We start from the raw sequence: 14597 nt of genomic DNA on the forward strand, positions 1-14597 counted from the left end.
TTCGGTCGGCCGTTACGGGAAGCTCAAGTTCGAGGACATCAAGACCCGCTACGACGAGCAAATGGGTATCAGCTTCAAGAAGTTTCTCGATGACGCCGGGCGTCTGCGTGCGGCGCATGAGACGCTCTCCACGTTGGACACGAACACTCAGGGCGAGCTCAACACGCTCTATCGGGACTGGACCGGGCCGGCGGCGAACGCGTCGTACCAGTTCTTCGCCGAGAAGATCGCCCCCAACACTTCGGATCTGCTTGATTATCTGTCGACGGGCCCGGACATGGTCGCCACGTTGGTGGACAATCTGTTCGCGGAGTGTAAGGCCAAGGCGGACACGGTGATGGGGCTTTATCAGCCCACTGTTGGCAGCGCGACGCCGGAGATGGCGATGAAGGTGGTGGAGTTGGCCGAGAACGCCGATGACCGCGACAAGATCATGGAGGTCGCGGCGTGGGTGGATTCGGTGTGTGGCTCGAATATCGAGAACACTATCCGGGATGACTCTTGTGGTCTGAATGATGAGAACAAGGAGTATGTGCAGCGGGAGTGTAAGAAGTGGATCCGGAACTCGTTCAACCAGGATTTGCATGAGAACTTGTATGCGACGTTCAAGCAGACGTGTGATGACACGCTGGAGGCGGTGGACTCGTATTACGAGGAGTTGAACAGCTACCTCAAGGAGTACGAGAACAAGTTCGCCGCGGCCGGCGCCACGCCGCCGCCGGGCACCACCTACCCGCCCGGCACCAGCAACCCACCGCCCGGCTCGACCACTCCGCCGCCGTCGACCAGCAACCCGCCGGGCTCCGGCGGTCCCGGCCAGAGCGGCTCCACGCCGCCGCCGGTGAGCACGCCGCCGCCGAGCGGTCCGGGTGGTGGGCCGAGCACGGTGGCCCCGCCGCCTCCGCCCACGCCGCCGGAGATCCCGATGCCGCCGAGCAGCACGGACCCGTCCGGCACCACCGACCCGTCGTTCGCCGGGCCGGGCCAGGTGCCGCCGGGGAGCGCCCCGGGCGGGCCGGGCGACCCCGGGTCGGGCACGCCGGGCACCGGTCCGGGTGGCATGCCGGTGGTGCCGCTGCCCGGGACGAGCGGGCCGGGTGGCACGGGTGCGCCCGGTGCGCCGGGTTCGGGCACGCCGGGGGCGCCGAAGGAAGCGACGATCAAGGACGGCAACCGGACGATCACCGTCGGCCAGCCGGACTCCCACGGCCGCAGCAAGGTCACCGTGGACGACGGCAAGGGCGACCCGGCGCAGTACACCGTCGACTGGACCAACGACCCGGGTGAGCAGCCCGAGGAGGGCGTGATCCGGGCGGAGAACGGCAAGGCCGTGATCCAGGACGGCGACGCCGCGATCACGCTGGAGCAGGTGCCCGGCCCGACCGACCGGCTGAAGATGACCGTCGACGACGGCACCCCGGCCTCCTACGACGTGGACTTCGGGCCCGACTCCAAGGTGCCGGGCGTGCCCGACGTGCCGCCGTCGGCGCGGCCGTCCCTGCCGGACGTCCCGGACCCGTCGAGCTTCGGCGGTGGTGGAGGCGGTGGCGGTGGCGACCTCGGTGGTGGCGGTGGCGGGGGCGGCGGTGGTTCCGTCGGCGGCGGCTCCTTCGGCGGCGCCGAGACTCCCGGCGGCTCCGCGGGCGGTGGCCCCCAGCCGGGCGCGATGGTCGGCGCGGGCTCACCCGACAACGGCGGCGACCAGCGTGCGGCGGCCTCGGCCGGCCCGGGCGCCGGTGGTGGATCCGGCTCCGGCCAGGGTTCCCCGATGGGCGGCGGCATGCCGATGGGCGGCATGGGTGGCGGCGGCGGTCAGGGCGGCGGGGACCAGACGCGGCAGAGCAAGTGGCGCACGACCGGCCAGCTCTTCGACGACGGGGACCCGGCCGCCAACTTCAGCGGCGTCGTGGGCCGCGACCCGGCCGAGAAGTCCAAGCCGACCCCGAAGCGCTAGCCGCTCGAGACGGCGCTTTCCCGTGCGGGGAGCGCCGTCTCAGCGGACCAGCTCGTCCTCTTCGTGCTCGATGATCGCGCCCTTGATGTCCTCGTCGAGCAGTGGGCGGAAGCGGTTCTCGCCAGCCAGGTGGACCAGGAAGAACGCGGTCGCCAGGATGCGCGCCACCCGCTGCGTCGCGTGCTCGGACTTGCCCGGCAGCACCAGGTTCGACCAGTGCCGCCCCTCGGTGAAGCCCAGGTGGCTGGCCTTCGGCACCAGCCGCAGCTGCGCCTCGCCGCCCCAGTTCGACGCGATCAGCCCGGCGTGCCCGACGGCCGGCGCGACGATGTCCTGACCCGCTGCCAGATGCAGCGAGGGCATCCGGCAGCGGCTCGCCGCGTCGGTGGAGAACGGCTTGGTCTGGGTGGCCGCGAGCGTGGCGACGGCCCGCACCCGCTTGTCCTCGGCGGCCGCCAGCACCGCGCACCCGCCGCCGATCGAGTGGCCGGCGAGGCCCAGCTTGCCCTCGTCGACGCTGATCTCCCCGTCACCCAGCCGCACGCCGACGCACACGTCCAGCGCGGCGCGCAGGTCGGCCGCGAACAGCCGGTGCGACGCGAGCGGCCCGCGCTGGGTCGCCGGCGCGGCCACCACGAACCCCCACGACGCGAGGTGGCGCAGCAGGCCGAGGTAGCGCTGCGGCGGCTGCAACCACCCGTGCCCGAACGCGACGGCCGGCAGCCCGAGCCCCGCCGTCGGCGTGAGCACCACGCCCGGCAGGCCGACGAGGGCCAGGTCCCCGCGCAGCACCCGGTGCGGCCCCTTGTGGGACAGCTCCTCCGCGAGGTGCTTCGCCTTGTTCGCCATGGTCGTTGACCCTATCGAGATTGAGGGCCGACGGCCCTACCGGCGCCCTCCCCCGATCTCGTTACCCTCGTCGGTGTGTGCGGAATCGTGGGATATGTAGGGCATCGCCCGGCGCTCGACGTGGTTCTCGACGGGCTGCGACGGCTCGAGTACCGCGGGTACGACTCGGCCGGGGTGGCCGTCCTCGCAGGTCAGGGGCGGCTGGCGGTCGAACGCAAGGCCGGCAGGCTCGCCAACCTGGAGGACCGGCTCACCGAGGTCGGCCGGGACGGCTTCGCCGGCACCGCCGGCATGGGCCACACCCGGTGGGCCACGCACGGCGCGCCGGTCGACCGCAACTCGCACCCGCACCGGGACGCGACGAGCCGGGTCGCCGTGGTGCACAACGGGATCATCGAGAACTTCACCACGCTGCGGGCCGAGCTCGAGGCCACCGGGATCGAGTTCGCGAGCGACACCGACACCGAGACCGTCGCCCACCTGCTCGCCCGCGCCTACGACAGCGGCGAGACCGCAGGTGACCTGCCGGCCAGCATGCGTGCGGTGTGCCGGCGCCTCGACGGCGCGTTCACCCTGGTCGTCACCCATGTCGACCAGCCGGACCTGATCGTCGCCGCGCGCCGGTCCTCGCCGCTCGTGGTCGGCATCGGCGAGGGTGAGACGTTCGTCGCATCCGACGTGGCCGCGTTCATCGAGCACACCCGCGACGCCGTCGAGCTCGGCCAGGACCAGGTGGTGGCGATCACCCGGGACGGCTACCACGTGACCGACTTCCGCGGCGAGGACGCGGTGACCCGCCCGTTCCACGTGGACTGGGACCTCTCGGCCGCCGAGAAGGGCGGCTACGAGTACTTCATGCTCAAGGAGATCGAGGAGCAGCCCGAGGCGCTCGCCGACACCCTCCGCGGGCACTTCGACAGCGGCCGGATCGTGCTCGACGAGCAGCGCATGTCCGACCAGGACCTGCGCGACGTCGACAAGGTGTTCGTGGTCGCGTGCGGCACGGCCTACCACTCGGGCCTCATCGCGAAGTACGCCATCGAGCACTGGACCCGGCTGCCCGTCGAGGTCGAGCTCGCGTCGGAGTTCCGCTACCGCGACCCCGTGCTCGACCGGGACACCCTCGTCGTCGCCGTGTCGCAGTCCGGCGAGACAGCGGACACGCTGGAGGCCGTGCGGCACGCGCGCCAGCAGAAGGCCCGGGTGCTGGCGGTGTGCAACACCAACGGCGCGCAGATCCCGCGCGAGTCCGACGCGGTGCTCTACACCCACGCCGGCCCGGAGGTCGGCGTCGCGTCGACGAAGACGTTCCTGGCCCAGATCGCGGCGAACTACCTGGTCGGGCTGGCCCTCGCGCAGGCCCGCGGCACGAAGTACCCGGACGAGGTGCGCCGCGAGTTCGAGGAGCTCGCCGCGATGCCCGAGCAGGTGCGCCGGGTGCTGGGCACGGTCGACCGGGTCCGGTCGCTCGGCCGGTCGCTCGCGGACGCGAAGGCGGTGCTGTTCCTGGGCCGCCACGTCGGGTACCCGGTGGCGCTCGAGGGCGCCCTCAAGCTCAAGGAGCTCGCGTACATGCATGCCGAGGGGTTCGCGGCGGGTGAGCTCAAGCACGGGCCGATCGCGTTGATCGAGGAGGGGCTGCCGGTGGTCGTGGTGATGCCGTCGCCGAAGGGGCGGGCGGTGCTGCACGCGAAGCTGCTGTCGAACATCTCCGAGATCCAGGCCCGGGGCGCGCGCACGATCGTGATCGCCGAGGAGGGGGACGAGACCGTGCGGCCGTTCGCGGACGAGCTCGTGGAGGTGCCGGCTGTGCCGACGCTGCTGCAGCCGCTGGTGTCGACGGTGCCGCTGCAGGTGCTGGCCGCGGAGATCGCCCGGGCGCGCGGCTTCGACGTGGACAAACCGCGGAACCTGGCGAAGTCGGTGACGGTGGAGTAGCGCCGTGCGTGGAGTGTGGACGACAGAGCAGGTCAAGGCGGCGGAGGACCAGCTGCTCGCGCGGACGCCGGCAGGTGCGCTGATGCGCCGGGCCGCCTTCGGGGTGGCCACGCACGCGGCGTCGATGTTGCGCTCGCGGACGGGCCGGGTCGCCGGGCGACGGGTCGTCCTGCTGGTCGGTGCGGGCAACAACGGCGGGGACGCGTTGTGGGCCGGGTACTTCCTGCGGCGGCGGTCGGTGGCGGTGACGGCGTTGCTGCTGTCGCCGGACAAGGCGCATCCGGAGGGACTGGCGGCGTTGCGGCGGGCCGGCGGCCGGATATTCCCGGTATCGGCCGACGCTCCGGTGTCCGCCGACGCTTCTGCTTCCACCGGTGCTTCTGCTTCCGCCGGTGCCGGCGCTTTCGCTGCGCTGCGGGGTGCCGATCTGGTGATCGACGGGATCGTCGGTCTGTCGGCGCGCGGTCCCCTGCGCCCAGCGGCGGCCGAGTTGGTCCAGGCGGTCGAGGCGCCGGTCCTCGCGGTGGACCTGCCGAGCGGCGTCGACCCGAACACGGGGGCGACGCGGGGCCCGGCGGTGCGCGCGGACGTGACGGTGACGTTCGGGGCTCTCAAGCCGGTGCACGTGCTGTCCGAGGGCGCGGTGCGGTCGGGGACGGTGTACCTGGTCGACATCGGCCTCGGGCCGTGGCTGGACGAGCCGTCGCTGGTGGTGCTGGAGCGGCCGGACGTCGGCTCGGCGTGGCGGGTGCCGGGGCCGGACGACGACAAGTACAGCCAGGGGGTTACCGGCGTGGCGGCCGGCTCGGCGACATATCCCGGGGCGGCGGTCCTGTCGTGCGGGGCGGCCGTGCTGGCGACGTCGGGGATGGTGCGGTACGCCGGCTGGGCGGCCGACGAGGTGCGGGCCCGCTGGCCGGAGGTGGTCGCGACGGGCTCGGTCGAGGACGCGGGCCGGGTGCAGGCGTGGATCGTCGGCCCGGGTCTGGGCACCGGCCAGGCGGGCCGCGACGTGCTGGCCCACGTGCTCGCGGACGGCGTCCCCACGTGTGTCGACGCGGACGGCATCACGTTGCTGGCGGCCGACCCGTCGCTGTGGGACCGCCGCGAGCCGGACGCTCCCGTGGTGGTGACCCCGCACGACCGCGAGTTCGCCCGCATAGCCGAGCCGCTGGGCATCAAGCTGGGCGACGACCGTCCGGCCGCGGCGAGGGCGCTGGCGCGGCGCCTGGACTGCATCGTCCTGCTGAAGGGCCACACGACGGTGGTCGCCGACCCGGGTGGCCGGGTGCTGGTGAACCCGGCGTCCTCGGCGTGGCTGGCGACGGCGGGTTCCGGGGACGTGCTGTCGGGCCTGATAGGCGCGATGCTGGCGACCGAGCTGGACCCGTGGCTGGCGGTGGGCTGCGCGGCGTGGGTGCACGAGCGAGCGGGGGACCTGGCGGCCGCGGACGCCCCGGCCCCGGCGTCGGCGATCCTGCAGTCGATCCCCGCCGCAATACGCTCCGCGAGAGCCGCCCGCAACCCTTGACCGGTGCGAACGGCCCGTTCGCACGGGCCCGGGGGACCCCCGGTTTCAAGCCTACCGACGACCACCGACAGTTCCGGCCCACGCGCAGGGCCCTTGTGGACAGCTGCCCGGGGGACCCCCGGTTTCAACGCTACCGGGCAGCACCGACAGTTCCGGCCGCCGCGACCGCCCCCTGTGGACAACTGCCCGGGGGACCCCCGGATTCAACGCTACCGACGGCCACCGACGGTTCCGGCGCACGCGCGAGCCCGTCGGCGGCGGCACGTTGACGACCAGGTCGGTGCCCTGTGCAAACATTGAAAGCGTCATGGCTGCTCATCCACCGCGGGCCGAGGCGATCGTCGACCTCGACGTCCTGCGCCACAACGTCACGCTGCTCGCCGCCCGCGCCGCCGCCTCCGGGGCCGCCACCATGGCCGTCGTCAAGGCCGACGGCTACGGGCACGGCGCGCTCCCCGTCGCCCGCGCCGCGCTCGACGCCGGCGCCACCTGGCTCGGCTCCTGCTCCCTCGCCGAGGCCCTCGCCCTCCGCCAGGCCGGCATCATCGCCCCGATCCTCAGCTGGCTCGAGCCCGCCGGCACCGACTACGCGCCCGCCGTCGCGGCCGACGTCGACCTCACCGCGTCGAGCGTCCGCGAGCTCACCGCCATCCTCGACGCGGGGCACGCCCGGGTCCACCTCAAGATCGACACCGGCCTCTCCCGCAACGGCTGCCCCGCCGACGAGTGGCCCGACCTCGTCGACGCCGCCGCCAAGGCCCAGGCCGACGGCCGCGCGGAGATCGTCGCCATCTGGTCCCACCTCGCCTGCGCCGACGAGCCCGGTCACCCCTCGATCGACGCGCAGGCGCAACGGTTCCAGCAGGCCTACGACGTCACCACGGCCGCCGGCCTGCGACCGAAGAGGCACCTCGCCAACTCCGCGGCCACCCTCAACCGGCCGGACCTGCACTTCGACCTCGTCCGCGTCGGCATCGCCATGTACGGGCTGAACCCGTTGCCGGACAAGGAAAATCTCCGCCCGGTGATGACCTTCCGCTCGTCCGTCGCGCTCACCAGGCGGATCGCCGCGGGCACGTCCGTCTCTTATGGACAGACGTGGACCGCCCCGCGCGACACCACCCTCGCGCTCGTCCCGGTCGGCTACGCGGACGGCGTGCCGCGCCTGCTGTCCGGCCGCATGGACGTGTGGCTCGCCGGCCGGCGCCGCCCGGTCGTCGGCCGGGTCTGCATGGACCAGATCGTCGTCGACTGCGGTGACGACGAGGTGCCGGTCGGCGCCGAGGTCGTCCTCTTCGGCGCCGGTGACCGCGGCGAGCCCACCGCCACCGAATGGGCGAACACGATCGGCACCATCGACTACGAGATCGTCACCGGCATGTACCGGCCCCGCGTCACGCGCACCTACCGAGGCGCGCGATGACGGTGTCCAGAAAGGTCGGCGCGGTCATCGGCACGGCCATCGGCGTCGCGGCCGCCGGCACCGCCATCGCGGTCGGTGTCTCCCGCCGGCGCGGCGCCGATCCCGACGACCCGTACGCCGGCGAGCCGCTCGGCCGGCTGCGTCCCGACCGCACCTACACGGTCATCACCGACGACGGCATCGAGCTGGCCGTCGAGGAGGTCGACCCCGCCGACGGCGGCAAGCCCGAGATCACCGTTGTGTTCGTACACGGCTTCGCCCTGTCCCGGCGCTGCTGGCACTTCCAGCGCCGCGCGCTCGCCAAGCTCACCGAGCCGCGCGTGCGGCAGGTCCTCTACGACCAGCGCAGCCACGGCGAGTCCGGCCGCGCCAGCGAGGCGTCCAGCACCATCGACCAGCTCGGCCTCGACCTCGGCGAGGTCATCGACAAGGCCGGCATCGAGGGCCCCACCGTCCTGGTAGGACACTCGATGGGCGGCATGACGATCATGGCGCTCGCCGAGCAGCGGCCGGAGCTGTTCACCGAGCAGGTCTGCGGCGTCGCGCTCATCGGCACGTCGGCCGGCGAGGTCGGCAAGAAAGGCCTGCCGCGCCCGCTGCTGTCGAAGTACAACCCGCTGACCAGGGGGATCGGCCGGCTCGCCGACTGGCAGCCCGGCATGGTCGAGCTGGTCCGCGCGGCCGGCGGTCAGCTCACCCGGCGCGCGGTGCGCTCGCTCGCGTTCGGGTCCAAGGACGTGAGCCCGGCGCTCGTCGACTTCATGCTGGAGCTGCTCAACGCGACGCCGGTGCGGGTGCTCGCCGACTTCATCGACACGCTCGGCACGCACAACCGCTACGCCGCGCTCGCCGGCCTCAAGCACACGCACGTGCTCGTCATCAGCGGCGACGCCGACCGCATGACCGCGTTCTCGCACTCCGAGCGGATCGCGGTCGAGCTGCCCGACGCCGAGCTGGTGCGGGTGCGCGGCGGCGGGCACATGGTGATGTTCGAGCAGCCGCAGCTCATCAACGACCACCTGGTGATGCTGCTGCAGCAGTGCGCGTTCGGGGACCGGGAGGTCGGCCGCCGGAAGTGGTGGCGGCGATGACCACCGTCGAGCTGCCCGAAGAGTCCGACACACTGCGGTTCGGCCGCCGCCTTGGCGCGGTGCTCGAACCGGGTGACCTGGTGCTGCTCGCCGGCCCGCTCGGCGCCGGGAAGACCGTGCTGGCCAAGGGAATCGCCGAAGGGCTCGGGGTCACCGGCCGGGTCAGCTCGCCCACGTTCATCATCGCGCGCGAGCACCGGCCGGCCCCCGGTGGCCGTGGCATCCCGCTCGTGCACGTCGACGCCTACCGCCTCGGCGGCGACCTCGACCAGCTCGACGACCTCGACCTCGACACGTCGCTGGTCGACGCCGCCGTGGTGATCGAGTGGGGCGAGGGCGCCGGCGAGCGGCTCTCCGCCGACCACCTGCTCATCCGACTGGAACGCCGCGACGACGACGCGCGCCTCGCCACCGTGCTCCCGCACGGCGCCTGGCGCGACCGGCAGCTGGCCTAGGCCACCCCGAAATCGTCCAATGTGGACAGCAGGGCGGCCGGCCGGTCGGCGGTCGGCACCGCGTCGATGATGGCGGTCCGCGCCCCGATCTCGGCCGCGCCGCCGTCGGCTTGCGCGTTGTCGCCGACCATCAGCGCGTCCTGTGGCGCGACACCGATCCGCTGGCACGCCACGAGGAAGATCTTCGGGTCCGGCTTCATCGAACCCTCTACATAGGACAGCACGAACTCGTCGACCAGCTCGAACGCGCCGTGCCGGCGGAACACGTCACGGATGTCCCAGGCGATGTTGCTGACCACGGCGACCGGGATGCCCGCGTCCCGCAGCCGGCGCAGCGCCGCGACGGTGTCCGGGTAGGGCTGCCAGGCGGTCGGGTCGAGGACGCGCGCGTAGGCGGCCTCGGCCATGCCCGGCCCGAGCTCGACCCCGCTCCCCGCGAGCGCGGTGAGGTAGACCCGCCGGTGCAGCTCGGGGTCGAGGTCGCGGCGGGCCCACCCGTCGGCGAAGTCCGGCGGCAGGTTCTCGGTCCCGGCCGGCGACCACGTGGTGACGACGCGGGTGAGCCGGTCGCGCTGGGCCTCGCTGAACGCCGCGAACTCCTCGCCCCAGGCCGCACCGGGCTCGAGGCGGAAGAGGGTGCCGGAGTAGTCGAAGAGGACGCCACGGATCATGCGTCCACGCTACGGGTTGCGCCTGCGGCCGGCCTGCACGTACCCGCGCCTCCGGCCTGCAAAACCCAACGTACCGACGCCCCCCGACAAACCGGCCGCGTCAAACCCAACCCCACGCTGACCTGCGCAAAAGCCCCCCGCGCGCACACGCGCGCGGGCAGAACGCAAGAAACGCAAGCCCCCACCCACTCCGGGGGCACCCCTCAGCGCCAGTCTATCGGTACCTACCGACAAAACGGGCCCGGCAAGATCCACATGTGGACAAGTAGGTCGGTTGTGGACAACTCCGGTGAGGCGGCGCCAATGGGCTTGAGACTGTCGGGGGTCGGCGTCAGGCTGGGGTCATGCGTGCGGTGATCTTCGACTGGGGTGGGACGCTCACCCCCTGGCGGACAATCGACTACCTCGCGGCCTGGCGTAGCTACGCCGACGTGCTGCATCCCGGTGACGCGGACCAGGCCGTCCGGGTCGCGGCGGCCGTTCATGCGGCCGAGGAAGCGGCCTGGCGCCTCGTGCGCGACGAGCATCGGGCCTTCACCATCGGCCAGGTGCTCGCGGCCACCGGCACCCCGGAGCACGACGGCGGGTTCGCGGCCTACCGCACCTTCTGGGACCAGGCCACCTACACCGACCCCGACGTCGCCCCACTCATGAAAGCCTTACGCGACAAGGGCTTACGCATCGGCATCCTCTCCTCCACGCCGTGGCCCGCGGCCTGGCACGAGGAGGTCCTCGCGCGCGACGGCGTCCTCGACCTGTTCCACGCCCGCGTCTGGAGCAGCGACCTCGAGTACACCAAGCCGCACGCCACGGCCTTCCGCGCCGCCATGACCGCGGTCGGCGTCGAGGACCCGGCCGACTGCGTCTACGTCGGCGACCGCCCCTACGACGACATCAGCGGCGCCAAGGCCGTCGGCATGCGCGCGGTCCTCGTGCCCAACAGCGACATCCCCGCCCACCAGCAGGTGCCCGTCGACGTCGAGCCCGACGCCGTCGTCACGCGCCTCGCCGAGCTCGAGGAGGTGGTCGACCGCTGGCTGGCCTGACCAGCAGCGGGCCAGCAGGCACACACGCCCGCGGAGCCACGTAGGCTTGACGGCCGTGCTGGTACTCGCAGTCGACTCCGCGACGCCCGCGGTCACCGCCGGCGTGGTCGCGGTCAATGGCGCGCGCCTCGACGTGCTCGCCGAGCGCGTCACCGTCGACGCCAAGGCGCACGGCGAACTGCTCACGCCGCACATCCTCGCGGCACTCGAGGACGCGGGGCACCGCCTCGCCGACGTCGACGCGATCGTCTGCGGCGCCGGCCCCGGGCCGTTCACCGGGCTGCGTGCCGGCATGGCCACCGCGGCAGCGCTGGGCCACGCGCTGAGCGTGCCGGTCCACCCGGTCTGCACGCTCGACGCCATCGCGGCCACCGCGCGCGGACCGCTGCTGGTCACCACCGACGCGCGGCGCAAGGAGCTCTACTGGGCCACCTACGACGAGCACGGCACCCGCACCGCGGGCCCGGCAGTGAACCGGCCGGCCGACATCCCACAACAGAACGCGCGCGCCGGCACCACGCTCTACGCCGACGTCCTCACGATGCCGCACACCGGGCACCAGTACCCCACCCCGGCCGGCCTCGTGCGCGCCGCCGACCTCGGCGCGGAGCCGGGCCCGATGACGCCGCTCTACCTGCGCCGGCCCGACGCCACCGAGCCCGGCGCCCGCAAGCGGGTGACCGCGCCGTGACCGTCCGGCTCGCCCCGCTGGACTACGCGGACCTCGAACGCTGCGCCGAGCTGGAACGGATCCTCTTCGCCGGCGACGACCCGTGGACCGTGTCGATGCTGCGCTCCGAGCTCGACCACGGCCACCAGTACCTCGGCGCCTACGCGGACGGCGTCGGCCTCGTCGGCTACGCGGGCATCTCCGTCCTCGGCACCATGCGTGACGCCGAGGCCAGCGTGCACACCATCGGCGTCGACCCGGCCTGGCAGGGCCGGGGGATCGGCAAGGCGCTGCTGCGTGCCCTGCTCGCCATCGCCGACGAGTTCAGCGCGCCCGTCTACCTCGAGGTACGCACCGACAACGTCGCCGCCATCGCGCTCTACCAGGCACACGGCTTCGTCCGGATCGGCCTGCGGCGCAAGTACTACCAGCCCTCCGGCGCCGACGCCTACACCATGGCGCGCCCGGCACAGGTCGGCCAGAAGGCCAAGGACGGAAACCAGTGACGATCATCCTGGGCATCGAGAGCTCCTGCGACGAGACCGGCGTCGGCCTCGTCCGCCTGCGCACCGACGGCACCCTCGAGCTCCTCGCCGACGAGGTCGCTTCCAGCGTCGAGCAGCACGCGCGCTTCGGCGGCGTCGTGCCCGAGGTCGCCAGCCGCGCGCACCTCGAGGCCATGGTGCCGATCACGAAGCGCGCGTTCGAGACGGCCGGGCTCGAGCTGTCCGACGTCGACGCCATCGCGGTCACGTGCGGGCCGGGGCTCGCCGGGGCGCTGCTCGTCGGCGTCTCTGCGGCCAAGGCCTACGCCGCCGCGCTGAACGTCCCGCTCTACGGCGTCAACCACCTGCCCGGCCACGTCGCCGCCGACACGCTGCAGCACGGCCCGCTGCCCTCGCCGTGCCTGGCACTGCTGGTCTCCGGCGGTCACACGCAGCTGCTCCAGGTCGACGACCTCGCCGGCAAGATCACCGAGATCGGCTCCACCATCGACGACGCCGCCGGTGAGGCCTACGACAAGGTGGCGCGCATCCTCGGCCTGCCCTACCCGGGCGGCCCGCCCATCGACCAGGCCGCCAAGCGCGGCAACCCCAATGCCATCCGCTTCCCGCGCGGGCTCACCGGCCCCCGCGACGCCAAGTTCGACTTCTCCTTCTCCGGCCTCAAGACCGCGGTCGCCCGCTGGGTTGAGAACCACGAGCGCGACGGCCGGGCGATCCCGGTCGACGACGTCGCCGCGTCGTTCCAGGAGGCCGTCGCCGACGTGCTCACCGCCAAGGCTGTGCGCGCGGCCGGCGAGCTCGGCATCGGAACCGTGGTCATCTCCGGCGGCGTCGCGGCCAACTCCCGGCTGTCCTCCCTCGCCGCGCAGCGGTGCGCCGAGGCGGGCATTGAGCTGCGCGTTCCCCGCCCGCGGCTGTGCACCGACAACGGCGCGATGATCGCCGCCCTCGGCGCCCAGCTCGTGGCCGCCGGCGTCCGACCGTCCTCTTTGGACCTTTCGACAGATCCCGCGCTTCCCGTCAACACTGTGTCGGTCTGAGACCTGGATCACGGACCCCGTACGCTCAACCGAGTGAACGTCGCGGTCACTGGTTCCAGTGGGCTGATGGGTCACGCGCTCGTGGATCACCTGCGCGCCCAAGGCAGTCGGGTGACCCGCCTCGTCCAGCGCCGGCCGGCCGCCGAGGACGAGGTGCTCTGGTACCCCGAACTCGACACCGCTCGGCTCGCCGGGGTGCAGGCCGTGGTGCACCTCGTCGGCGAACGGGTCTACGGCCGCTGGACCGAGCACCACAAGGAGGCGATCCGCGAGTCCCGGGTCGCCGGCACCCGCGTTCTCGCCGAGGCCCTCGCCAAGATGGACGACGGCCCGCGGACGCTGGTCTGCGCGTCGGCCATCGGCTACTACGGCGACCGCGGCGAGGAGACGTTGACCGAGGTCAGCCCGCCCGGCGAGGGCTTCCTGGCGTCGGTGCACCGCGAGGCCGAGGAGGCCGCGGAAATCGCCGACCGCGCCGGGCTTCGGGTGGTGCACCTGCGGATCGGCATCGTCCAGTCGCCCGACGGTGGGGCGCTCGCGTGGCTGCTGCCGCGGTTCCGCCGCGGGCTCGGCATCCGCGCCGGGGCGGGGTGCCAGTACGTCAGCTGGGTGTCGCTGCCCGACCTCGTCCGCGCGATCGACCACGTGCTGGCCACGCCGTCGCTGGCCGGCCCGGTCAACGTCGTCGCGCCGAACCCGGTGACCAACCGCGAGTACGCCGACATCCTGGCCGGCGCCCTCGGCCGGCCGCGGTTCCTGGCCCTGACCAGGGGTCTGACCAGGCGAATGTTCGGCACGGACGTCGCCGACGAGATCGTGCTGGCGAGCGTCCGCGCGGTGCCCGACCGGCTGCTGCGCACCGGGTTCACCTTCCAGCACCCGAAACTGGAGATCGCCTTCCGCGAGCTGCTCAGTTCCTGTGACTTGCGGTAACATGCAGCGATGAGCTCGCACGACGAAGACGACGAAGACGGCTACGAGGGCTCGGCGACCTTGCGGGTGGCGGACGCCGAGCTGACCGTCACCGTGACCCTGGCCGGCAACTTCGAGCCGATCGACGGCAGGTACCACTGGTACGGCCGAATCCAGCCGCACGACGAGCTGGCCCACCTGCTCGACGGCCGCCAGGGCACGGGCGTGCTACGAACCCCACACGGCGAGGCGGACGGCCGGCTCACCGACCCGGACCCGTGGGGCCGCTACCGGATCAGCGGCACCAGCCACCCGCCGTTCCCCGTGCCCACCACCCTCGAGGAACTCGCCTAGCTGCGGCGACTGACCGCGGCTAGTCCGCCTCCCCGGGATTAAAAGTGTGCGTTGCGTCCCGGCGAATAGTGCGGGTATCGAGGTGGATGGTGGCTGGGTGCCGTCACGGTCCCCTGAGGTTCCGGTGGTCGTCGGCCGTGCGCCGGGCGCGCCGCGC

Annotated in this window: 14 protein-coding genes; 12 read left to right on the forward strand and 2 right to left on the reverse strand. The window is 72.8% G+C overall.

Annotated features, from left to right (window positions below; genetic code table 11):
- On the forward strand, positions 1-1954 hold a 1954-nt coding region (locus tag VGD70_RS36140; RefSeq protein WP_331089545.1), incomplete at its 5' end, for a hypothetical protein.
- Between the two features lie 39 nt (positions 1955-1993).
- Here VGD70_RS36140 and VGD70_RS36145 read toward each other — a convergent pair.
- Positions 1994-2803 (reverse strand): dienelactone hydrolase family protein, encoded by an 810-nt coding sequence (locus VGD70_RS36145; protein ID WP_331089547.1) that lies wholly within the window; start codon positions 2801-2803, stop codon positions 1994-1996.
- Positions 2804-2878: 75 nt separating this feature from the next.
- Between VGD70_RS36145 and glmS the strand changes: the two genes are divergently transcribed.
- From glmS to tsaE, 5 genes are all read left to right on the forward strand, one after another.
- Complete coding sequence (glmS, locus tag VGD70_RS36150; protein ID WP_331089549.1) at positions 2879-4741, forward strand: glutamine--fructose-6-phosphate transaminase (isomerizing); 1863 nt, start codon at positions 2879-2881, stop codon at positions 4739-4741.
- A gap of 4 nt (positions 4742-4745) precedes the next feature.
- A complete protein-coding gene (locus VGD70_RS36155) occupies positions 4746-6272 on the forward strand; it encodes an NAD(P)H-hydrate dehydratase (protein WP_331089551.1) in 1527 nt (508 codons plus the stop codon).
- Positions 6273-6579: 307 nt separating this feature from the next.
- The gene (gene alr / locus VGD70_RS36160) at positions 6580-7695 is read left to right on the forward strand and encodes an alanine racemase (RefSeq protein WP_331089553.1); all 1116 of its coding nucleotides are present in this window, start codon (positions 6580-6582) and stop codon (positions 7693-7695) included.
- Entirely contained in the window at positions 7692-8786 is a 1095-nt protein-coding gene (locus VGD70_RS36165; protein ID WP_331089555.1) for an alpha/beta hydrolase, read from the forward strand. The genes alr and VGD70_RS36165 overlap by 4 nt, the downstream gene beginning before the upstream one ends.
- Complete coding sequence (tsaE, locus tag VGD70_RS36170; RefSeq protein WP_331089556.1) at positions 8783-9241, forward strand: tRNA (adenosine(37)-N6)-threonylcarbamoyltransferase complex ATPase subunit type 1 TsaE; 459 nt, start codon at positions 8783-8785, stop codon at positions 9239-9241. The genes VGD70_RS36165 and tsaE overlap by 4 nt, the downstream gene beginning before the upstream one ends.
- Here the strand turns inward: tsaE and VGD70_RS36175 are convergent.
- Entirely contained in the window at positions 9238-9912 is a 675-nt protein-coding gene (locus tag VGD70_RS36175; RefSeq protein WP_331089558.1) for an HAD-IA family hydrolase, read from the reverse strand. The two genes, tsaE and VGD70_RS36175, sit on opposite strands and share 4 nt — an antisense overlap.
- 344 nt (positions 9913-10256) lie before the next feature.
- Between VGD70_RS36175 and VGD70_RS36180 the strand changes: the two genes are divergently transcribed.
- The 6 genes from VGD70_RS36180 to VGD70_RS36205 are packed head-to-tail and all read left to right on the forward strand — an operon-like array spanning position 10257 to position 14440.
- The gene (locus VGD70_RS36180; RefSeq protein ID WP_331089560.1) at positions 10257-10958 is read left to right on the forward strand and encodes an HAD family hydrolase; all 702 of its coding nucleotides are present in this window, start codon (positions 10257-10259) and stop codon (positions 10956-10958) included.
- A gap of 55 nt (positions 10959-11013) precedes the next feature.
- Positions 11014-11649, forward strand: coding sequence for a tRNA (adenosine(37)-N6)-threonylcarbamoyltransferase complex dimerization subunit type 1 TsaB (tsaB, locus tag VGD70_RS36185; RefSeq protein WP_331089562.1), 636 nt, complete (start codon positions 11014-11016; stop codon positions 11647-11649).
- A complete protein-coding gene (rimI, locus tag VGD70_RS36190) occupies positions 11646-12134 on the forward strand; it encodes a ribosomal protein S18-alanine N-acetyltransferase (RefSeq protein WP_331089564.1) in 489 nt (162 codons plus the stop codon). The genes tsaB and rimI overlap by 4 nt, the downstream gene beginning before the upstream one ends.
- Entirely contained in the window at positions 12131-13174 is a 1044-nt protein-coding gene (tsaD, locus tag VGD70_RS36195; protein WP_331089566.1) for a tRNA (adenosine(37)-N6)-threonylcarbamoyltransferase complex transferase subunit TsaD, read from the forward strand. Before rimI ends, tsaD begins: the two co-directional genes overlap by 4 nt.
- A 33-nt stretch (positions 13175-13207) precedes the next feature.
- Positions 13208-14107, forward strand: a complete 900-nt coding sequence (locus VGD70_RS36200; protein WP_331089568.1) for a TIGR01777 family oxidoreductase — start codon at positions 13208-13210, stop codon at positions 14105-14107.
- 9 nt (positions 14108-14116) lie between these two features.
- Positions 14117-14440, forward strand: coding sequence for a DUF4873 domain-containing protein (locus VGD70_RS36205; RefSeq protein ID WP_331089570.1), 324 nt, complete (start codon positions 14117-14119; stop codon positions 14438-14440).
- The last annotated feature ends 157 nt before the right edge of the window (positions 14441-14597 follow it).

It is taken from the genome of Actinophytocola sp., from assembly GCF_036402745.1.
Classification (GTDB): domain Bacteria; phylum Actinomycetota; class Actinomycetes; order Mycobacteriales; family Pseudonocardiaceae; genus Actinophytocola.

Coding starts and splice junctions, on each gene's coding strand:
- VGD70_RS36205 (WP_331089570.1), top strand. CDS start 14,117: ATGAGCTCGCACGACGAAGACGACGAAGACGGCTACGAGGGCTCGGCG.
- alr (WP_331089553.1), top strand. CDS start 6,580: ATGGCTGCTCATCCACCGCGGGCCGAGGCGATCGTCGACCTCGACGTC.
- tsaE (WP_331089556.1), top strand. CDS start 8,783: ATGACCACCGTCGAGCTGCCCGAAGAGTCCGACACACTGCGGTTCGGC.
- VGD70_RS36145 (WP_331089547.1), bottom strand. CDS start 2,803: ATGGCGAACAAGGCGAAGCACCTCGCGGAGGAGCTGTCCCACAAGGGG.
- VGD70_RS36165 (WP_331089555.1), top strand. CDS start 7,692: ATGACGGTGTCCAGAAAGGTCGGCGCGGTCATCGGCACGGCCATCGGC.
- VGD70_RS36175 (WP_331089558.1), bottom strand. CDS start 9,912: ATGATCCGTGGCGTCCTCTTCGACTACTCCGGCACCCTCTTCCGCCTC.
- VGD70_RS36180 (WP_331089560.1), top strand. CDS start 10,257: ATGCGTGCGGTGATCTTCGACTGGGGTGGGACGCTCACCCCCTGGCGG.